At 66.9% G+C, this 19,045-nt stretch carries 18 protein-coding genes; 12 read left to right on the top strand and 6 right to left on the bottom strand.

What is annotated here, in order from left to right; all coding sequences use genetic code 11:
* Positions 1–139: 139 nt before the first annotated feature.
* The 5 genes from FS845_RS26660 (at position 140) to FS845_RS25380 (ending at position 6,406) form a co-directional block, all read left to right on the top strand.
* Complete coding sequence (locus FS845_RS26660) at positions 140–1,978, top strand: hypothetical protein (protein WP_186332423.1); 1,839 nt, start codon at positions 140–142, stop codon at positions 1,976–1,978.
* An 11-nt stretch (positions 1,979–1,989) separates the two neighbouring features.
* Positions 1,990–2,634: a hypothetical protein gene (locus tag FS845_RS25395; RefSeq protein WP_144641090.1), complete on the top strand. Its 645-nt coding sequence runs from the start codon at positions 1,990–1,992 to the stop codon at positions 2,632–2,634.
* Positions 2,635–3,241: 607 nt separating this feature from the next.
* Entirely contained in the window at positions 3,242–3,796 is a 555-nt protein-coding gene (locus tag FS845_RS25390; RefSeq protein WP_144641087.1) for a type II TA system antitoxin MqsA family protein, read from the top strand.
* Positions 3,797–3,925: 129 nt separating this feature from the next.
* Positions 3,926–5,521 carry a TerC family protein gene (locus tag FS845_RS25385; protein ID WP_144641084.1) on the top strand — a complete coding sequence of 532 codons (1,596 nt, stop codon included), beginning with the start codon at positions 3,926–3,928 and terminating at the stop codon, positions 5,519–5,521.
* A gap of 24 nt (positions 5,522–5,545) precedes the next feature.
* Positions 5,546–6,406 carry an undecaprenyl-diphosphate phosphatase gene (locus tag FS845_RS25380; protein ID WP_144641081.1) on the top strand — a complete coding sequence of 287 codons (861 nt, stop codon included), beginning with the start codon at positions 5,546–5,548 and terminating at the stop codon, positions 6,404–6,406.
* Positions 6,407–6,422: 16 nt separating this feature from the next.
* On the opposite strand, the gene FS845_RS25375 is transcribed toward FS845_RS25380, so the two are convergent.
* Positions 6,423–7,379, bottom strand: a complete 957-nt coding sequence (locus FS845_RS25375; RefSeq protein WP_144641078.1) for a LysR family transcriptional regulator — start codon at positions 7,377–7,379, stop codon at positions 6,423–6,425.
* A gap of 78 nt (positions 7,380–7,457) precedes the next feature.
* On the opposite strand from FS845_RS25375, the gene FS845_RS25370 reads away from it, so the two are divergent.
* A complete protein-coding gene (locus FS845_RS25370; protein WP_260986444.1) occupies positions 7,458–8,471 on the top strand; it encodes an alpha/beta fold hydrolase in 1,014 nt (337 codons plus the stop codon).
* A gap of 51 nt (positions 8,472–8,522) precedes the next feature.
* Positions 8,523–9,497 (top strand): Bug family tripartite tricarboxylate transporter substrate binding protein, encoded by a 975-nt coding sequence (locus tag FS845_RS25365; protein WP_144641075.1) that lies wholly within the window; start codon positions 8,523–8,525, stop codon positions 9,495–9,497.
* A gap of 153 nt (positions 9,498–9,650) precedes the next feature.
* Here the strand turns inward: FS845_RS25365 and FS845_RS25360 are convergent, their stop codons facing one another.
* From FS845_RS25360 to FS845_RS25350, 3 genes are all read right to left on the bottom strand, one after another.
* Complete coding sequence (locus tag FS845_RS25360; protein ID WP_144641072.1) at positions 9,651–10,430, bottom strand: UDP-2,3-diacylglucosamine diphosphatase; 780 nt, start codon at positions 10,428–10,430, stop codon at positions 9,651–9,653.
* Complete coding sequence (locus FS845_RS25355) at positions 10,423–10,932, bottom strand: peptidylprolyl isomerase (protein WP_144641069.1); 510 nt, start codon at positions 10,930–10,932, stop codon at positions 10,423–10,425. Before FS845_RS25355 ends, FS845_RS25360 begins: the two co-directional genes overlap by 8 nt.
* A 128-nt stretch (positions 10,933–11,060) precedes the next feature.
* Positions 11,061–11,735 (bottom strand): tetratricopeptide repeat protein, encoded by a 675-nt coding sequence (locus FS845_RS25350; RefSeq protein ID WP_260986442.1) that lies wholly within the window; start codon positions 11,733–11,735, stop codon positions 11,061–11,063.
* A gap of 247 nt (positions 11,736–11,982) precedes the next feature.
* Between FS845_RS25350 and cysS the strand changes: the two genes are divergently transcribed.
* From cysS to FS845_RS25325, 5 genes are all read left to right on the top strand, one after another.
* The gene (cysS, locus tag FS845_RS25345; protein ID WP_144641063.1) at positions 11,983–13,446 is read left to right on the top strand and encodes a cysteine--tRNA ligase; all 1,464 of its coding nucleotides are present in this window, start codon (positions 11,983–11,985) and stop codon (positions 13,444–13,446) included.
* Between the two features lie 24 nt (positions 13,447–13,470).
* Positions 13,471–14,106 (top strand): DNA-3-methyladenine glycosylase family protein, encoded by a 636-nt coding sequence (locus tag FS845_RS25340; RefSeq protein ID WP_144641060.1) that lies wholly within the window; start codon positions 13,471–13,473, stop codon positions 14,104–14,106.
* A 42-nt stretch (positions 14,107–14,148) separates the two neighbouring features.
* Entirely contained in the window at positions 14,149–15,114 is a 966-nt protein-coding gene (locus FS845_RS25335; protein WP_144641057.1) for an acetyl-CoA carboxylase carboxyltransferase subunit alpha, read from the top strand.
* Positions 15,115–15,234: 120 nt separating this feature from the next.
* Positions 15,235–16,215 (top strand): tRNA lysidine(34) synthetase TilS, encoded by a 981-nt coding sequence (gene tilS, locus FS845_RS25330; RefSeq protein ID WP_409929339.1) that lies wholly within the window; start codon positions 15,235–15,237, stop codon positions 16,213–16,215.
* A gap of 6 nt (positions 16,216–16,221) precedes the next feature.
* On the top strand, positions 16,222–17,139 hold the full coding sequence (locus FS845_RS25325) for a LysR family transcriptional regulator (protein ID WP_144641051.1): 918 nt from the start codon (positions 16,222–16,224) through the stop codon (positions 17,137–17,139).
* Here FS845_RS25325 and FS845_RS25320 read toward each other — a convergent pair.
* Positions 17,136–17,939 carry an SDR family NAD(P)-dependent oxidoreductase gene (locus FS845_RS25320; RefSeq protein ID WP_144641048.1) on the bottom strand — a complete coding sequence of 268 codons (804 nt, stop codon included), beginning with the start codon at positions 17,937–17,939 and terminating at the stop codon, positions 17,136–17,138. The two genes, FS845_RS25325 and FS845_RS25320, sit on opposite strands and share 4 nt — an antisense overlap.
* Positions 17,940–17,970: 31 nt before the next feature.
* Positions 17,971–18,960, bottom strand: a complete 990-nt coding sequence (locus FS845_RS25315; protein ID WP_144641045.1) for a Bug family tripartite tricarboxylate transporter substrate binding protein — start codon at positions 18,958–18,960, stop codon at positions 17,971–17,973.
* Positions 18,961–19,045: the final 85 nt, after the last annotated feature.

Here is a 19,045-nt window from a genome sequence, read left to right as displayed (position 1 = left end):
GGTTCCCTGCCAGGGGTGCCGCGCTATGCCGCGAACTCATGACGATCTTGCGTTGTCCCTGGCGCTCTCTGACCATGTGTCATCCAAAGAGCAACTCGTTCGATACAGCCATGAACTTCGCTCTGATAAAGGTGCGTCCGTGCCATTCAAGGACATCATCCAAGCCAATGATGCTCTGAAAGACCCGCAACTTCTGGCGATGCTCGGCGCGCAGCCTCAACCGGCATCTCCCGTGCCAGCACCCGCAGCGACACGCCAGCCTCCGCCCGTTCCTCCGGCAGCCCCGCAGCGGGTTGCTCCGCCGCCACTGCCGGTCAAAGCAGAATCCGGTCTCACCACGACCGTGCTGCATCAGTCGCCGTTCGCTGTGCTGGGCGTGACGACACGCGACGACCGCAGGCGCATCGTTGAGTTGGCCGAAGAGAAATCGTTGGAGTTGGATCATGAGGTTTGCCAAAAGGCGCGTTCCGATCTGACGAATCCGCGTACCCGGTTGGGCGCGGAGATCGCGTGGCTACCGGGCGTGTCGCCACGCAAGGCATCCCAACTGGTGGACAACCTTCTCCAGAATCCAATGGCCGTCAGAGAGGAATCGGGACTTCCCACTCTTGCGCACTTGAACTTGATGGCATCGGCTTTCGAGACGGTGAACGGCGATCACGACTCGGCAGACCTTGCCACGTTCATTCAAGAAATCGCGCATCTTGCCGAAGACCTGTATCCCGAAGATGTGCTGCGCGACATCAATGAAGACCGCGCGGTTTCCAAGTTTCCCGAAATCAACGCACTCGCACAGGTCGAAGAGGAACTGACCGAGCGTAAGCGGTATTTCCGGAACGCCATCAAGGAGGCACTGGACAGGCTGCCGTCTGCGAAGCTCGTGCAAGTCATGACCGAGACGGTCGATGGTGCGACCTTGGGTGGTGAAGATCATGCCCCCGGCTTGATCGATGACCTTGTCGATAGCTACGAAGTTGAGACTCAGAGCTTCCTGCAAACCGAGGCCGAGAAACTCCAAACTCTCATCAAAGCTGCGCGCGATTCTGCTGCTTCTGGCGAGGTTGCAGTCAAATCCTACGTCGATAAAATCGACACCGTTGCACGGAACTGGGACAAGGTTGCACAGCCAATTCAACTCAGCTCGAAAGCACGTGGCATTGACCACGATCAGAGCCGCAATCTGGCATGGGCAATTCGTAGTCTGGCGATTGATCTATTCAATGATCACGACATGCTGAGGCAGTGTCAGAGGCTTACCGGTTTAATTCAGGAGATTTTTGCCGAAGTGCCGGACGTTGTTGAGAAGGTTGCAGAAGATGCGGAGGCACTTTCCAATATTCAGCAACGCAGAGATGAGGCGTCTGCAATTGATCCGATCAGAAGCCTTGTTGAAGGCGTTTTGAAGAACATCGAACGCAGCCCGGGTACGGCAAACAATGTTGGGGAGCGGTTGCTCAGTGAGGGCCTGTCGCTCTTGAGGGCAGCACCGATCAAGGTCAATTCCCCAATTTATCGTGAAGCGCAAAACATTCTAGCGGCTGGCATCATGCAATGCGCCATTGCTTTTGGGAATCAGACTTCCAAGTGGGGCCCTTGCATGTCCCTATTGCAAAAGGCGTTGGAGCTGGCATCAGACACAGAACTCCGGAAGAAACTGAACGAGAATCTGACCATCGTTCGAGGAAATTACGACAGTCTCGGAGACCTTGACCCGATCAAGAAAGCCCCCTCGCTGCACACCATTAACGGGATCGGCACTACGCTTTATGGAAATACCGATCCGAAACCCGATGGGTCGCACATGGCGACCTATTATTTCGTGTTCTTCTTCATCCCAATCTTCCCGATCTCACGCTACCGGGTCATACCTACGGGTGGTGGTTACAGGTTCTTGGGAAAAGGGGCGCTCCGACCGTTCGACTATTGGCATATCGCAATTTCGATTGGCTTGGTCTTGTTCATGTTCATTAAAGGCTGAGGAAGCAGGCAATGGGATTTCTCTCAAACCTGTTCGATGGCAACAAGGAAGACAAGGCGCTGCGCGAGGCGCTTGGCATGATCCATCGCATCATCGATGACGAGAAGTACCAGTTGGAGCTGCTCAACCCGGCTATGAAGGAGATAATCGAGTCCGCCCCGGCCTTCAACAAAGACCCGAACGGCACCGGCCCGTTCGGTTTCATCGAGACCAACCCGATTCCCGTCAACGGGCCAATCGGCCAGCTCGCCTATTTGTCCAAGCTCGAAACGCAGTCGGGACAGCGCATCCTCTTTCACCGGCTCGGCGCAATGGGCACTGTGGACGTGTTCGAGGCCGTCTCTTTCAACGGGCGTGAGTGGTTCATATTGTTTGCCGACCTCTACCATTCGCGCCGCTCGCGCCTGACGCCAGATGGGTTTCGGTTCACGAAGGATGTCGGCCAGTTCTCCGGCTTCACCAATTTCTGCGAGGACTTCCCTTATGACTTCATCGAGAAGAAGGGATCAATGCGCGATTCCGGGTTGAGCATGGCCTACATCGCCATCAGCAAGGTGTCCGACCAAATCCAGAATCGGGTGTTCACGCGACCGCTTGCGCACAAGGCCAAGCTCGAACTTATGAAGAGCCGATTGTCGAGTTTCCAAGCGCAGTAGGGATAGAGGATGAGATTCAGCTTTCCGCTCGTGCTGGCTGTTTTGCTCGGAGTTCATCTCCCCCGCGATCGTTGACAGCTACCTAACTCACCGCCTGCCACATTGCTGTGGAGCTTGCTGGCGCAATGCCCCTACATGACTCTTGATCCACAGGGCACAAAGGCATGCAGAGCTTGGCGCTTGACCTAATTGCTCGGCCCAGCAAGCCTTCGCCCTGCTGTACCCTCGCACATCGAAGCCTGACAGCGGACATTTTTCGTTTCCGGCCGTCTCGCGCGGGCAGGGACAAGTGCGACTTTTCGAGCCTGCCCTAGGCTTGGGGCACCGATAGAATCCTGCCTCATCCCGGGCGAGCGCCGGACTCTAGGAACTCGCGGCTTTCCAGCGCCGGCGCTGTTGGCCGCATGCGTGGGGCCTGTCTTCGGGGTCATGGATGTCAGTCCTTTAATTTATCGCTGTGATAAAATGACGAATACCCTGGGGCTACGCGACGCTGAGTCATTGGCGCCTCACCGTGGCAGGAAAACGCGCTTGCCCGGGCCGTTTCGATCTGGCTGCATTGCAGGCGCTGCTGTCGTGCCACTGATCCAACCTTGAGAGCGTCCCCATGAACCAGCCCGTGCAGTGTCGCCGTTGCCGGCAAGGCCACATGCAGGCCGTCGAGCACGTCGAGGCGTTCAGGCCGCCCACCGGCCAGACGGTCGAGGTACGCCAGTTTTCCGCACGCTGCGATTCGTGCGGCAAGCAGGCCGTCCTGGCATCGCAGGCCGATGAGAACCTGCGCCTGCGCGCCGCGCGAAAGGCGCATTACGGCGAGTATCTGCTGGGCGAGGACATCGCGGAATTCCGGCGCCGCTGGGGGCTGACGCAGCAGCAGTTTTCCGCCGTGTTCGGCCGGGGCATCATCGCCTTCTCGCGGTTCGAAACCGAAAAGAGCTATCCCGACCTGACCCTGACGCGCTTTCTCAAGGTGGCCATGCGCAGGCCGGAGGTCTTCCAGGAGCTGGCCGACGACGCTGGCATCGCCTTGCCGTTCCGGGAGAGCGCCCGCCGACCGGACGAGGCTGTGGCCAGCGCGGCGAACGCGACGCGACCGCATCGCCGCGTCGAGGGGCCGCAAGCCGGCAAGTCGGCCCGGCGGCCGGTTCCCCTGCCTGTCTAGCGCAGCCGATCCCAGGGTTCCCCCTGTCGCCGCTTTGCACGATTTCCCCGCGCGCGGCGGTGCGGTAGCGTCATGGCTGTCACGGGATTTCTTGTACGATTGTCGGTTTACAACTTTCCGGAGCTCCTGATGGAGTGGCTGCTGGACCCTGCTGCGTGGGTCGGCCTCCTTACCCTGGTGGTCCTCGAGATCGTCCTGGGTATCGACAACCTAATCTTCATCGCCATCCTGGCAGACAAGCTGCCGCCCGCACAGCGGGACCGCGCGCGCATCCTAGGCCTGAGCCTCGCCCTGGTCATGCGCCTGGCGCTGCTGTCGGTCATGTCCTGGCTGGTCACGCTCACCCAGCCGCTGTTCTCCGTCGGACCTGCCTCTTTCTCCGGCCGCGATCTCATCCTCATGATCGGTGGCCTGTTCCTGCTGTTCAAGGGCACCATGGAGCTGCACGAGCGCATCGAGGGCGATCATGGCGAGCACGCGGGCGGCCCGCGGGTCTACGCCAGCTTCTGGGTCATCGTCACGCAGATCGTGGTGCTGGACGCCGTGTTCTCGCTGGACTCCGTCATCACCGCCGTCGGCATGGTCGATCACCTGGCCATCATGATGATCGCGGTGGTCATCGCCATCGGCATCATGCTGATCGCCTCCAAGCCGCTGACGCGCTTCGTCAACGCGCACCCCACGGTGGTGGTGCTTTGCCTGGGGTTCCTGCTGATGATCGGTTTCTCGCTGCTGGCGGAAAGCTTCGGCTTCAAGGTGCCCAAGGGCTACCTGTATGCCGCCATCGGCTTCTCGGTGGCGATCGAGGCCCTGAACCAGGTGGCGCGCCGCAACCTGCTCAAGCTGGACGCCCGGCGCCCGATGCGCGAGCGCACCGCCACGGCCGTGCTGCGCATGCTGGGCAAGCGCCCGCCGGCCGCCAGCGACGAGCCGGCCGAGCCCACGGCCGAGATGCCCTCGCTGCAGGCCTTCGGGGTGGAAGAGCGCAACATGGTCAGCGGCGTGCTGACCCTGGCCGAGCGCAGCATCCACTCCATCATGACGCCGCGCAACGACATCACGTGGATCAACATCGACGATGACGCGGACGAGATCCGCGCGCAGCTCGACGCCTCGCCGCACAGCTTCTTCCCGGTGTGCCGCGGCTCGCTGGACGAGGTCATCGGCATCGGCCGGGCCAAGAGCATGGTGGCCGAACTGATCACCGAAGGCCGCATACGCCGCGACGCGCTGCGCGATCCCATCATCGTGCACGAGAACACCGGCATCCTGGTGCTGATGGACACCCTGAAGCGCTCGCGCGGCCAGCTGGTGCTGGTCACCGACGAGTTCGGCGCCATCGTCGGCCTGGCCACGGCCATCGACCTGTTCGAGGCCATCGCCGGCGAGTTCCCGGACGAAGACGAGATGCCCGACATCGTGGCCGAGCAGGACGGCATCTGGAAGATCGACGGCGCGGCCGACCTGCATCATGTGGAACAAGTGCTCGAGGTCGACGGTCTGATCGACGAGTCCCAGGACTACACGACGCTGGCCGGCTATCTGCTGGCGCGCTTCGGCCACCTGCCGCAGCCCGGCGACGCCTGCGAGTTCGACACCCCGTACGCCAGCCTGCGCTTCGAGGTGCTGCAGCTCGACGGCCGCCGCATCGCCTCCGTCCGGGTCGAGAAGCGCCCCTACGAGCACGTCGATCCAGACGCCGCGCCCGAGGGCAGCGACGTTTAACCTCATCGGTCACTCCATCACTACATGTCTGACGGTACGCTCTATCTGCTCAAGGCTTTCTTCCTCGGCATCCTCGAGGGCCTGACCGAATTCATTCCGGTGTCCAGCACCGGGCACCTCATCCTCTTCGGCGACTGGATCCACTTCGAGTCCAGCTCGGGCAAGGTGTTCGAGGTCGTCATCCAGCTGGGGTCCATCCTGGCCGTCATGTGGATCTTCCGCGCCCGCCTGTGGCAGCTCATCTCGGGCACGCTGCGCGGCGAGCGCCAGGAAGTGGCCTTCACCCGCAACCTGCTGATCGCCTTCCTGCCGGCGGCGGTGGTCGGCGCCATCTTCATCTCGGCCATCAAGCGGTTGTTCTACGCGCCCGAAGTGGTGTCGGTGACGCTGGTGCTGGGCGGCCTGATCATGCTGTGGGTCGAGCGCCGCACGCACCACACGCCGGGCGACAAGCCCGGCGCGGCCGACGATACGGCCTCCGACGAGCGGGCCACCGCGCATACGCTGGAACAGATCACCTGGAAGCAGGCGCTGGCCGTGGGCGTGGGGCAGTGCCTGGCCATGATTCCCGGCACGTCGCGGTCGGGCGCCACCATCATCGGCGGCATGATGGCCGGCATCCAGCGCAAGACGGCCACCGAGTTCTCGTTCTTCCTGGCCATGCCCACCATGCTGGCCGCCGCGGTCTACGACATGTACCGCAACATCGGCCTGCTGACCTCGCAGGATCTCTCCGGCATCGCCGTGGGCTTCGTGGCGGCCTTTCTCAGCGCCCTGCTGATCGTGCGCGCCGTGCTGCGCTTCGTGGCCAACCACACCTACCGCGTCTTCGCCTGGTACCGCATCGCGCTGGGCATCCTGGTGGCGGTGGTCCTGCTGTTCTGAGTGCCGGCGCGGGCGCTCAGCCCGTCCCGCCCGGCGCGCCCTGCGCGTCGCCGTACAGGCCGACGACGGCCTCCCACAGGCCGCGCGCGTGCACGGTGTCCAGCGTTCCGCGGCACGCATACAGGCGGACGTCGATCTCGATGTCCTCGTGCTTCTCGCCGGCCCGCACCACGCGGCCCTGCAGCAGGTCTTCCCGGACCAGGCTCAGCGGCAGCCAGGCCAGCCCCGCGCCCTGGCGCACCATGGCGTGCAGCGAATCGGCCAGGTCGGCCTCGTACAGCGTGACCAGCTGCCCGCGGCATCCCGACGCCGCCAGCGCGCCGTCCAGGATGGCGCCCAGCGCCATGCCGGGCGCATAGGCCAGATAGGGCACCCTGGGCTGCGACGGGCTGCGCGGAATGGCGTGCTTCGGATAGCCGGACACCAGCGGGGCCGATACCGCGACCAGCGCATCGCGTCCCACCGAGCAGGACAGCAGGTCTTCCATGTCGGGTGGCACCGCGCCCTCGGGCGCGTGGCCCAGCATGAAATCGGCCTGGCGCTCGCGCAGCATCTCCAGCCCGGGCCGCAGGCTGGTGGTCTTCACTTTCCAGATCGCGTCGCCGTACGTGGCGCGCACGTCGGAGATCAGCCGCGGCAGCAGCGTATGCGACAGCGTGCGGCCGGCCGCGATGGTGATGGTGTGCAGGGCCTGGTCGGGCGAATGTGCCAGAACGGCACGTGTGTTGCGCAGGATGGCCTCGATCTGGCGGGCCGCCGCGGCCAGCGTGCGGCCTTCGTCGGTCAGCGGGCTGCGGCGCGCGCCGCGCTCGGCCAGCGGCGCGCCGGCCCACGCCTCCAGGGCCCGGATACGCCGGCCGAATGCGGGATGCGTGATGCCGCGCAATTGCGCGGCGCGGCTCAGGGTGCCCGCCTGGCCCAGGGCCAGCAGGTCGCGCAGCAAGGCAAGGTCGAGGTCGTTCGAGGGGTCCATGGCGGGCGTGGCCTGTTGGCGGACAAGTGCCGAATCGGCACAGATTAACGCATCCGATGCGGAAAAAGCGCTGCCGACATGGCTACACTGCGCCGCAATCGAGCCGACCGCACCATGTCCAACGTCTCCCTACGCAGCATCCGTTCGCATTTCTTCGGTGGCGCCCCCACGCGCGTGCAGGGCCTGCCCATCGCGCATCGCGCCGTGGCCGACGGCACGCCGCGGGCGCTCGACATGAACGGCACCTACACCGCAGGCCAGATGTACGCGATGCATTACGCCCTGGCGCAGCCGCGTTTTCCCCTGCCCATCCTGCTGTGGCATGGCGGAGGCATGACGGGCGCCCAGTGGGAGGCCACGCCGGACGGCCGGTCCGGTTGGCTGTGGGGGCTGCTGGCGGCCGGCTTCGACGTATGGGTGTGCGACGCGCCCGAGCGCGGCCGCGCCTCGTGGGGCATGTATCCCCAGGTCTATCCGTCGGCGCCCATCTTCCGCAGCCACCAGGACGCGTGGCAGGTGTTCCGGCTCGGACCCGCGCGTGAGCACGACGCTTCGCCCGCCGGGCTGGACATCGCCTCGGGCCTGCCGGGCAGGGCGCATGCCGGCACGCAGTTTCCCGTCGCGCATTTCGATCGCTTCGCGTGCCAGTTCGTGCCGCGCTGGCTCGACCACGGCGAGATGGCGCTGGCCGCCTATGACGAGATGATCGCGGCCGTGGGCCCTTGCATCGTGCTGGGGCACAGCCAGGGCGGCGGCCACGCCGCGCATGCGCTGCAGCGCCATCCCGGCCAGGTGCGCGCGGTCGTGGCGGTCGAGCCCACCGGCATGCCCGCCGACGCCCAGGGCACGCCGGTGGATGTTCCCCAGCTGATGGTGTGGGGCGACTACCTGGACCAGAGCCCCTTGTGGCGCACCTACCGGCAATCCGTGGATCGGCACGTCGACGCGCTATGGCAGCGCGGCGCGCGCGTGACGGTCTTGGATCTGCCCGCCGCCGGCCTGCACGGCAACAGCCATGCCTGCATGCTGGACCGCAACAGCGACCAGGTGCTGGCGCTGGTCGTCGCGTGGCTATCCCGGGCGCTGCGATAGCCCGCCATCCAACTCTTCAGAACACAGCACGCACACAGGAGATACACAGAAATGTTCAAGCGTTCCCTCGCGGCCCTGGCCGCCGCCGGCACCCTGTTCGGCGCGACGCCCGCCGCCGTGGCCAAGGACTTCCCGTCCGAGCCCATCCGCCTGATCATCCCCTTCGCGCCCGGGGGCACCGCCGACATCGTGGGCCGACTGTTCGCGCAGAAGCTGGGGCAGAAGCTGGACGGCAACGTCGTGGTCGAGAACAAGGCCGGCGCCGCCGGCGTGATCGGCTCGCGCTTCGTGGCCGAGGCCAAGCCCGACGGCCATACGCTGCTGCTGGCCTCGTCCAGCACGCACGCCGCCAACCCGGCCATCTACGCCAAGCTGCCCTACGACGCCCTGGCGGATTTCACGCCGATCACGCAGATCGTGTCGGTGCCGGGCGTGCTCAGCGTCAACGACGACGTGAAGGCCGCCACGCTGGCCGACCTGGTCGCCGATTCCAGGGCCCATCCCACGCAGTACACCTATGCCTCGTCGGGCGCGGGCACGCTGGGCAACCTGGCCATGGAGCTGTTCAAGAAGAACAGCGGCGCGGAGATCCTGCACGTGGCCTACAAGGGCGCGGGCCCGGCTTTCAATGACGTGATCGGGCGCCAGGTCTCGATGATCTGGGAGCCGCTGCCCTCGTCGCTGCCGTTCATCAAGTCGGGCCGCCTGCGCGCCCTGGCGGTGGCGTCGTCGCAGCGCCTGCCCGAGATTCCCGACGTGCCCACCTTCGTCGAGGCCGGCATCGGCAGCTACGACGTGTCGGCCTGGAACGGCCTGCTCGGCCCCAAGGGCATGCCGGCCGACCTGACCGACAGGATCCAGAAGGCCGCGGTCGAGGCCCTGAAGGACCCCGAGCTGCAACAGCGCTTCAAAGAGCTGGGCGGCACGGTGGTGGGCAATACGCCCGACCAGTTCAGGACGGTGATGGGTTCCGAGATCGCCAAGTGGAAGGACGTGGCCGCGGCCGCGAACATCAAGCTGGACTGATCGGACGGAAAACCCGGACCGATCCAGCCTGAGAGCCGGGCGGATCCGGGCGAAGCAAGCACGGCGAAAAACGGCGGCGGCACCTGATGGGGCCGCCGCCGTTGTGCATGCAGAGCCGGTGCGTCGCGCCGTCGGGCGGCAGCGCCGGGGCGTTCAATCCGCCGATTCGTCGCCCAGGTCGTAGAACTGCGGACCGTCCTGGTCGATGACCAGCCAGCCGCCGCGCGGCGCGCCGTGGTCGCAGTCCCAGTCGGGCAGCACCCAGCGCTCGCGCTTCCTGCCGTCGACCATCAGCACGTGGCGGTCGGGGCGGTGCGTGTGGCCGTGCACCATGTAGGCCACGTCCGCGTCGCGGAAGGCGGCCTCGACCGCGCCCGGATTCACGTCCATGATCTCCATGGTCTTGGCCTGGTTGGCCGCCATGCTTTCGCCGCGCGCCTGCTGGGCCATCTGCAGGCGTTCGGGAATGGGCTTGGCCAGGAACTGGGCCTGCCACTGCGGATCGCGCACCATGGCGCGGAACTGCTGGTAGGCCGCATCGTCCGTACAGTACTCGTCGCCGTGGCTCAGCAGCACGCGGCCGAATTCGGTTTCCAGCAGCGCGGGGTCGGGCAGCAGCTGCGCGCCCACCACCTGCGCCAGTTCGGCGCCGATGAGGAAGTCGCGGTTGCCGCGGCCCAGGTACAGCGGCACACGGGCCGCCGCGGCCCGCAGGCCCTCCAGGGCCTGCGCCAGCCAGGGCGGCGCGGCGCGGATCACGTCGTCGCCGATCCAGGCGTCGAACAGGTCGCCCGGCAGCAGCAGGGCGGCCGCCTCGTCGGCCGCCGCCTGCAGGAAGGCCAGGAAGGCCTCTTGCGTGGCGGGCGTGGCGGGCCCCAGGTGCACGTCGGAGGCCAGCCAGACCGGCCCCCGCGGCAGCACCAGATTATTCAAGGATCTCAGCCTTGGTGATGACGACGTCCTCGGCCGGCACGTTCTGGTGGAAGCCGCTGTTGCCCGTCTTCACGCCCTTGATCTTGTCGACCACTTCGGTGCCTTCGGTGACCTTGCCGAACACCGCGTAGCCCCAGCCGTTGGGCGTGGGCGCCGTGAAGTTCAGGAAGTCGTTGTTGGCGACGTTGATGAAGAACTGGGCGGTGGCCGAGTGCGGATCGCTGGTGCGGGCCATGGCCAGGGTGTACTTGTCGTTCTTCAGGCCGTTGTTGGCCTCGTTCTCGATGGGGGCGTGCGTGGGCTTCTGCTTCATGCCGGCCTCGAAGCCGCCGCCCTGGACCATGAAGCCGTCGATCACGCGATGGAAGATCGTGCCGTTGTAGAAGCCTTCCTTGACGTAGGTCAGGAAGTTCTCGACCGACTTGGGCGCCTTTTCGGCGTCCAGCGTGATGACCATGTTGCCTTGGTTCGTTTCCAGTTTGACGCGGGGATTCGTGCTCATTTGAGATGTGCCTTTGGAAGTAGAGGGGGAGGAAGCGGCCGGCTGGGCGCCGGCGCCGGCGGGCAGCAGGGCCGCCATGGTGACCGCGCACGCCGTCAGGCGTCGCAGGGAGAGCGGGAGGCGAAAACTCATTGTTGCCGTTTTTCCTTCAGCAGATTTTCGATTTCCTGCGCCTTGTCGTGGGCGCCGGCGGCGCCTTGGCCGCCAGCCTGCCGATACGTGCGCAGGGCCATCAGAAGTTGCAGGTCGCCCATGTTGGCCCGCGCGTCGGCGTAGTCCGGATTGGCGCGCAACGCCATGTTCAGGGCATCTTGCGCACGGTCCAGTTCGCCGCGGGCGGCATACAGGGCTGCCAGGTTGTTCCACGGCTCGGGCAATTCCGGGAAGCGCGTGGTCATGTCAGTGTAGACGGCTATCGATTCCTGCGTGCGGCCCAGGGCGGCCAGGGCGCGCGCATGCTGGAACATCAGCTGCACGTCGGTGCCGCGCACGCCCTGCCGGTCGCGCTCGGCCTGGCGCTTTTCGACCAGGGCCAGCGCGCCGGCATTGTCGCCCTGCGCCAGCAGCAGTTCGATGCGGTCGGTGACTTGCGAGGGGGCGGGATCCAGGCGCGTGTCCGTGCCGGGCCGCATGGCCTCCAGCAGGTTCGCCAGGCCTTGCCAGCCGCGGTCGGCGGGGTAGGGATCCAGCGTGGTGAGGTCGTGGTGCTGCCCGGCGGGGCCGCCGCCCATGGCTTGCGCCTGGACGGCGACGGGGGCGGCGCCGAGCGCCGCCAGCAGCAGCGCGAGAGGTAGACGCGGCATGATGGGTTCCGTTGTGGTCGGCATCGGCGCGCTTTCTGGGCGCGCATCCGGGCCGCTTGCTATACTTGACGACCGCCATTTTAGCCCCGGTTGCGTTTCCCGCATTGCGTGGCCGGACGATGGGTCACCAGCGTACCCATCGGGGCATTGCCGGCATCGCCGCTGCCCGGGCAGGGCGCGTCAGCCGCGCGGGGCGGATCATCCCGACGCCATCCGAAGAATACATTTGCCACAGACACAGGGCGCCATGCTTCACATCTACAACACACTGTCGCGTGCCAAGGAACCGTTCAAGCCGGCCACCGCCGGCCAGGTGCGCATGTACGTGTGCGGCATGACCGTCTACGACTACTGCCACCTGGGGCATGCCCGCATGCTGGTGGCGTTCGACGTGGTGCAGCGCTGGCTGCGCGCCAGCGGCTACCAGGTCGACTACGTGCGCAACATCACCGACATCGACGACAAGATCATCCGCCGCGCCGTCGAGACCAACCGCCGCATCGGCGACGTCACCGAGTTCTACATCGACGCCATGCACGCCGACGAGCGCGCGCTGGGCGTGCAGACGCCCGACCGCGAGCCGCGCGCCACGCAGTACGTGGGCGAGATGCTCGACATCATCGGCCGGCTGCAGGAAAAGGGCCTGGCCTACCAGGCCGACGATGGCGACGTGAACTACGCCGTGCGCGGCTTCGAGGGCTACGGCAAGCTGTCGGGCAAGTCGCTGGACGACCTGCGCGCCGGCGAGCGCGTGGCCGTGGGCTCGTCCAAGCGCGATCCGCTGGACTTCGTGCTGTGGAAGTCTGCCAAGGCCGATGAGCCCGAGGACACCAAGTGGCAGTCGCCCTACGGCCTGGGCCGGCCGGGCTGGCACATCGAGTGCTCGGCCATGAGCCACGCGCTGCTGGGCCTGCCCCTGGACATCCACGGTGGCGGCCCCGACCTGAAATTCCCGCACCACGAGAACGAGATCGCGCAGACCGAAGGCGCCTTCGGCGGCAACCTCGCCAACGTCTGGATGCACTGCGGCCCGCTGATGGTCGACGCCGACAAGATGTCGAAGTCGCTGGGCAACTTCCGCACCATCCGCCAGACCGTGGCCGACGCCGCCGGCCTGTCCGACACGGACGCCGGTTACCAGGCCAACCCGCGCGAAGCGGAAATGCTGCGCTTCTTCATCGTGCGCAACCACTACCGCAGCCCGCAGAACTACACGCCCGACAATCTGCTGGACGCGCAGAACGCGCTGGACCGCCTGTACCAGGCGTTGCAGAACGTCGCGCCCGACACGCAGGGCATCGACTGGAACGATCCCCAGGCGCAGGCCTTCAAGGCCGCCATGGACGACGACTTCAACTCGTCGGGCGCCGTGGCCGCGCTGTTCGAGCTGGCGTCGGACGCCAACCGCACGCGCAGCGCGCGCAGCGCGGGACAACTGAAGGCGCTGGCCGAACTGCTGGGCCTGCTGCGGCAGGACCCCGCCGACTACTTCAAGAAGTCCACCCGCTACGGGGCCCGCGGCGCGCAGCCGGCCGGCGCCGCCGACGGCGCGCTGGACGAGGCCGCGATCGACGCCCGCATCGCAGCCCGCGCCGCCGCCAAGCAAGCGCGCGACTTCGCCCTGGCCGACCGCATCCGTGCCGAACTGCACGCGGCGGGCATCGAACTCGACGACAAGCCGGGCGGCGTGACGCAGTGGCGCCGCGCCTGACCGAACCCGGAAGCTTCATTTTTCATGTCCAGCGCTGAATCCGCCATCGTCAAGCCCGATTACTGGGAAGAGGCCGTCGCCCATCTGGTACGCGACCGCATTCTCAAGAAAATCATCCCGCAGCATCCCGAAACCTGGCTCAAGCCGGCGGCCACGCCGTTCGTCACGCTGGCGCGCGCCATCGTGGGCCAGCAGGTCTCGACCAGCGCCGCCCAGGCCGCCTGGACGCGCTTCCTCGAGGCCGCGGGCAAGCGGCCCACGCCCGCGTCCGTGCAGCGCCTGGGCCTGGAAGGCCTGCGCGAGGCCGGCCTGGCCAAGCGCAAGGCCGAATACGTCCAGGACCTGGCCGAGCACTTCGCCCAGCGCAAGGTGCATCCCGAGAAGTGGGCGGCCATGGGCGACGAGGACGTCATCGCCGAGCTGGTGGCCATCCGCGGCATCGGACGCTGGACAGCGGAGATGTTTTTGATCTTCAATCTGCAGCGGCCGGACGTCCTGCCCCTGGACGATCCTGGGTTGCTGAAAGCAATCTCGTTACACTACTTCAGCGGCGAGCCCGTCTCGCGCTTCGAGGCCCGCGAGGTCTCGCTGGCGTGGCAGCCCTGGCGTACCGTGGCAACCTGGTATCTGTGGCGCAGCCTGGATTCGATCCAGGACTAGCCCCAGGCCGCCAGGCGCCCTTCAACGGAACCACACACATCGATGCGCAATACCTTCCTTGAATTCGAACAACCGCTGGCCGAGCTTGAGAACAAGATCGAGCAGCTGCGCTACGTGCAGGCCGACTCCGCCGTCGACATCTCCGACGAGATCGGCCGCCTGCAGCAGAAAAGCCAGACGCTTGCCAAGGAAATCTACGGCAAGCTGACGCCGTGGCAGACCGCCCTGGTCGCCCGCCACCCCCAGCGTCCCTACACGCTGGACTACGTGCGCGAGATCTTCACCGATTTCCACGAGCTGCACGGCGACCGCATGTATGCCGACGACCAGTCCATCGTCGGCGGCATGGCGCGCTTCAACGGCGCGCCATGCATGGTCATCGGCCACCAGAAGGGCCGCGACACCAAGGAGCGCGCCGCGCGCAACTTCGGCATGCCGCGTCCCGAGGGCTATCGCAAGGCCCTGCGCCTGATGCGCCTGGCCGAGAAGTTCCAGATGCCCGTGTTCACCTTCGTCGACACGCCGGGCGCCTATCCCGGCATCGGCGCCGAAGAGCGCGGCCAGTCCGAGGCCATCGGCCACAACCTGTACGCCATGGCCGAACTGAAGGTGCCGGTGATCTGCACCATCATCGGCGAAGGCGGTTCGGGCGGCGCGCTGGCCATCGCGGTCGGCAACGCCGTGCTGATGCTGCAGTACGCCACGTATTCGGTGATCTCGCCCGAGGGCTGCGCGTCCATCCTGTGGCGCAGCGCCGACAAGGCGCCCGACGCCGCCGAGGCGCTGGCCATCACCGCGCCGCGCCTGAAAGACCTGGAGCTGATCGACCGCGTGGTCAACGAGCCCATCGGCGGCGCCCACCGCGATCCGCGCGTCATGGCGCGCCTGCTGCGCCGCGCGCTGGGCGACTCGCTGCGCCAGCTGCAGGGCATGACGGCCGACCAGCTCATCGAGCAGCGCGTGCAGCGCGTCATGTCCTACGGACGCTTCCAGGAAGCCCGCGCCTGACCCGGCGGCGGGAGGGCGGCCCCCTCTGCGAGGGCGAATACCGGAGTGCGCAGTTCGAAGGTGACACCAGTGACCGACGCCCATCCCGCCCCGCCTGCGCTGCCGAATTGCCCGGCTGAACTGCAGGCGCCCGTGCGGGCGGCGCTGCGCGGCCTGCCGCAGGGTACGCAATGCATCGCCGCCGCCGTCAGCGGCGGGGCCGATTCGGCCATGCTGGCCCTGGCCGCGGCGCATGCGGCGCGCGGCCTGGGCCTGGACCTCATCCTCTTCCACATCCATCACGGCCTGCAGGCGCAGGCCGACGACTGGGCCGCGCACGTGCAGGCCCTCGGCCTGCTGCTGGGCGTGCCGGTCAAACAGGCGCGCGTGCGCGTGTCCGACGACATGGGCAAGGGCATCGAGGCCGCGGCCCGGCTGGCGCGCTACGAGGCCCTGGCGGTGCTGGCCGGGCAGGCGGGCGCGAGCCACGTCCTGCTGGGCCACCACCAGGACGACCAGGCCGAGACCGTGCTGCTGCGCCTCTTGCGAGGCACCGGCCTGGAGGGCATGGCGGCCATGTCGCCGCTCAGCCGGCGCGACGGGCTGTGCTACCTGCGGCCCTGGCTCGGCGTGCCGCGCGCGGCCATCCGCGAGGCGGCGGCCGCCTTCGTCGGCCAGCGGGGCTGGCAACCCGTGGAAGATCCCACCAATACCGACGCCCGCTATACCCGCGCGGCGGTGCGCACGCAGCTCAAGCCCGTCCTCGATGCGCGCTGGCCGGGTTGGCAGGCCATCGTGGCGCGCCATGCCCGCCACATGGCCGAGGCGGCCGAGGTGCTGGCCGAGGTGGCGCGGGCCGATCTCGAGGGCCTGGACTTCTCGCGGCGCGATGCCAGCTTTTCGCTGGCGGCCTGGCGCGGCCTGTCCGCCGCCCGGCAATTGCTGGTGCTGCGCCATTGGCTTGCCGAGCAGGGCCTGCCCATGCCCAGTGATGCGCGGCTGGCCGAGCTCGGCAGGCAACTGCGCCAATTGCACGCCCTGGGACATGACCGCAACCTGCGCGTGACCCATGCGGGACGGGTCATCGCCTGCGTCGGGGGACGCGTCGTGGTTCTTTCGTAGGCCATCATGGACATCCCACTGCTGCGGATGCTGGTCGCCGCCATCGAGGAACGCAGCCTTTCGCGGGCGGCGCAGCGCGAGCGTATCGTCGTCTCTGCGGCCAGCCGGCGCATCGCCGAACTGGAACGCCTGGCGGGCACGGCCCTGCTGCGTCGCAGCGGGCGCGGCGTGACGCCGACCCCGGCGGGCGAGATGCTGTACCAGCGGGCCAAGGCCATCCTGCGCAGCATGGAACAGGCGCGGGAGGCATTGTCGGCGTATTCCGACAGCGGCCAGCCGCGCATCCGCCTGGCGGTCAATCCGTCGACCATGGTGCAGTTCCTGCCGGCCGACCTGAGCGGCTTCCTGCGCCGCCATCCGGATTTCCGCCTCGACCTGGTAGAGGCGTTCAGCGGCGACGTGCCGCGCCTGGTGGCGGGCGGCGATGCGGATATCGGCCTCTATCACGCGCACATGCCCGCGCCGGGAGTGACATCGATTCCCTACCGTATCGATCGCGTGGGGCTGGTGGTGCCGACGGATCACGTGCTGGCGGGCCGCGATGCCATGTCGCTCGAAGAGACCCTGGACTATCCCTTCCTGGGTTTCTTTCCCCGGCACACCGTGGAAGCGTTCATGGAGATGGCGGGCAACAGCATCTCGCGCCCGCCCATGGTGCGCTGCCAGATATCGAACTACGAAGCCCGCTGCCGCATGGTGGCCGAAGGACTGGGACTGGCCATCGTGCCCGAGATGATCGCCAGGAGCCATGCCCGCACGATGCCTCTGGCGCTGGTGAGCCTGACCGATGCCTGGGCCTCGCGCCAGATCCTGCTGTGCGTGCGCGACAGGCAGGTGCTGCCCTCGGGCGCCGGCCGCCTCATCGAACACCTGTGCGGCGTTCGACCCGGGCCGGCGGGCGCCTGGGACGATGCGAGCGCCTAGCCTCGCTTGACCAGCAGGCCGCCGTCGACAGGCAGCAGCACGCCGGTGATGTATTGCGCGTCGTCGGAAGCCAGGAACACGGCCGCGTTGGCGGTGTCCCAGGCCGTACCCATGCGGCCCAGCGGCACCAGGGCATTGCGCTCCTGGCGGATCTGTTCGCGCGACACGCCGCGCTCGCGGGCACGGCGCTCGATGGCCATGGGGGTGTCGATCAGGCCCGGCAGGATGGCATTGGCGCGGATGCCGTGCGGCGCGTTCTCCATGGCCAAGTGTTGCGTCATGGTGTTGACCGCGCCCTTGCTGGTCTTGTAGGTAAGGGTGGGACGGGCGGCCAGCGACGAGGTCGACGAGACGTTGATGATGCAGCCCGAGCGCTGCGCGATGAAGTGCGGCAGCACGTGCTTGCAGGTCATGAACATGCCCTTCAGGTTCATGTTCATGATGGCGTCCCAGGCCGAGACCTCCAGGTCCACCGTGCGCTTGTCGCCCAGCGAGCGGCCCACGTTGTTGTGCAGCACGTCGATGCGGCCGTAGCGGTCCACGCAGGCCTGCGCGATGGCCTGGCAGTCTTCCTCGCGGGTGATGTCCGCGCGCAGGATCGACGCCTGTCCGCCGTACTGTTGAACCGCCCGCAGCGTGGAATTCGCATAGTCTTCGTTGATGTCGACCAGCAGCAGGGTGGCGCCTTCCTCGGCGAAGCGCTCCGCCGTGGCGCGGCCGTTGCCGACGGTTTCCCCGTCCTGCTGGCCCGCGCCGACGATGATGCAGACTTTGCCTTCCAGTTTTCTCTTGATGCTCATGTGGGGTATCCCAGGTGGTTGCGGGTGGCGCTCATTGCGTCGTGATGTGGCCTTCTTCGATCACCTTGCCCCAGCGGACCTCTTCCTGCGAGACGTACTGGCGCAGGGCGTCCGGGGTGATGGGGCGGGGCGTCAGGCCCTCGCTTCCCATGCTCTTGGCGAATTCCTCGGATTGCGCCGTGGCGTTAACGGCCTTGTTCAGTTGCTCGATGATCGGGGCGGGCGTGCCGGCGGCCGCGAAGACGGCATACCAGACGTCCGCCGCGTACGTGGGATAGCCGCCCTCGGCGATGGTGGGCACGCCGGTCCAGAAGGGCGAGCGCTCGGCCGAGGTGATGGCAAGGGCGCGCAGCTTGCCGGCCTTGACCATCGGCGATACCGCGCCGGACGTGCCGAAGAACATGTCGGTATGGCCGCCCAGCAGGTCGGTGATGGCCGGGCTCGCGCCCCGGTAGGGCACGTGGGTCATGTCCACCTTGGCGATGTTCTTGAACAGTTCGGCCGCCAGGTGCACCGCCGTGCCCGAGCCCGACGAGCCGTAGGTCAATTGGCCCGGATGCGCCTTGGCGTACTCGGCCAGGTCCTTGATGCTCTTGAAGGGGCTGTCCGGACGCACCACCAGCACCATGGGCGCGGAGGCGATCAGGGCGATCGGCGAGAACGACTTGTCGACGGAATAGGGCAGGTGCCTGACCAGCGACGCGTTGATGGCGTGCGCGGAAGTGGTCAGCAGCAGGGTGTTGCCGTCGGGCTGGCTGCGCGCGACGTGCTCGCTGCCGATGATGGTGCCGGCGCCGGCCTTGTTCTCGACGATGACGGAGGTCTTCAGGCCCTGGTCCAGGCCCTTGGCGATGACGCGCGCCAGCGTGTCGGTGCCGCCTCCCGGCGGGAAGGGCACGATCAGGTGGATGGGGCCCGATGGCGCGGCGTCCGCGGCGCTTGCCGGGGCCGGAAGAATGAGCGCCTGGAATGCGGCGAGCAGGATGCCCGCGGCGATACGCCGGGACGCGGATGGGTTCATGTTGTCTCCTGGTCAGCGTTGCTGAATGGGGCGTGCCTCGCGGCATGCTCTGATTGGCAGACGATTCTAGGAGTCCGCGGCGGGC

Source organism: Bordetella genomosp. 13, assembly GCF_007679965.1.
Classification (GTDB): Bacteria; Pseudomonadota; Gammaproteobacteria; order Burkholderiales; family Burkholderiaceae_B; genus Bordetella.
The sequence above is the reverse complement of the archived record's forward strand: the minus strand, read 5'-3'. Positions and strand labels throughout refer to the sequence as shown.

Bases quoted from the DNA above. Each gene is read 5' to 3' on its own strand.
- FS845_RS25315 (WP_144641045.1), bottom strand. From the start codon at position 18,960: ATGAACCCATCCGCGTCCCGGCGTATCGCCGCGGGCATCCTGCTCGCC.
- FS845_RS25340 (WP_144641060.1), top strand. From the start codon at position 13,471: ATGTCCAGCGCTGAATCCGCCATCGTCAAGCCCGATTACTGGGAAGAG.
- FS845_RS25335 (WP_144641057.1), top strand. From the start codon at position 14,149: ATGCGCAATACCTTCCTTGAATTCGAACAACCGCTGGCCGAGCTTGAG.
- FS845_RS25365 (WP_144641075.1), top strand. From the start codon at position 8,523: ATGTTCAAGCGTTCCCTCGCGGCCCTGGCCGCCGCCGGCACCCTGTTC.
- cysS (WP_144641063.1), top strand. From the start codon at position 11,983: ATGCTTCACATCTACAACACACTGTCGCGTGCCAAGGAACCGTTCAAG.
- FS845_RS25380 (WP_144641081.1), top strand. From the start codon at position 5,546: ATGTCTGACGGTACGCTCTATCTGCTCAAGGCTTTCTTCCTCGGCATC.
- FS845_RS25395 (WP_144641090.1), top strand. From the start codon at position 1,990: ATGGGATTTCTCTCAAACCTGTTCGATGGCAACAAGGAAGACAAGGCG.
- FS845_RS25375 (WP_144641078.1), bottom strand. From the start codon at position 7,379: ATGGACCCCTCGAACGACCTCGACCTTGCCTTGCTGCGCGACCTGCTG.
- FS845_RS25385 (WP_144641084.1), top strand. From the start codon at position 3,926: ATGGAGTGGCTGCTGGACCCTGCTGCGTGGGTCGGCCTCCTTACCCTG.
- FS845_RS25350 (WP_260986442.1), bottom strand. From the start codon at position 11,735: ATGCCGCGTCTACCTCTCGCGCTGCTGCTGGCGGCGCTCGGCGCCGCC.
- FS845_RS25390 (WP_144641087.1), top strand. From the start codon at position 3,242: ATGAACCAGCCCGTGCAGTGTCGCCGTTGCCGGCAAGGCCACATGCAG.
- FS845_RS25370 (WP_260986444.1), top strand. From the start codon at position 7,458: ATGGCTACACTGCGCCGCAATCGAGCCGACCGCACCATGTCCAACGTC.
- FS845_RS25320 (WP_144641048.1), bottom strand. From the start codon at position 17,939: ATGAGCATCAAGAGAAAACTGGAAGGCAAAGTCTGCATCATCGTCGGC.
- FS845_RS25355 (WP_144641069.1), bottom strand. From the start codon at position 10,932: ATGAGCACGAATCCCCGCGTCAAACTGGAAACGAACCAAGGCAACATG.
- FS845_RS25325 (WP_144641051.1), top strand. From the start codon at position 16,222: ATGGACATCCCACTGCTGCGGATGCTGGTCGCCGCCATCGAGGAACGC.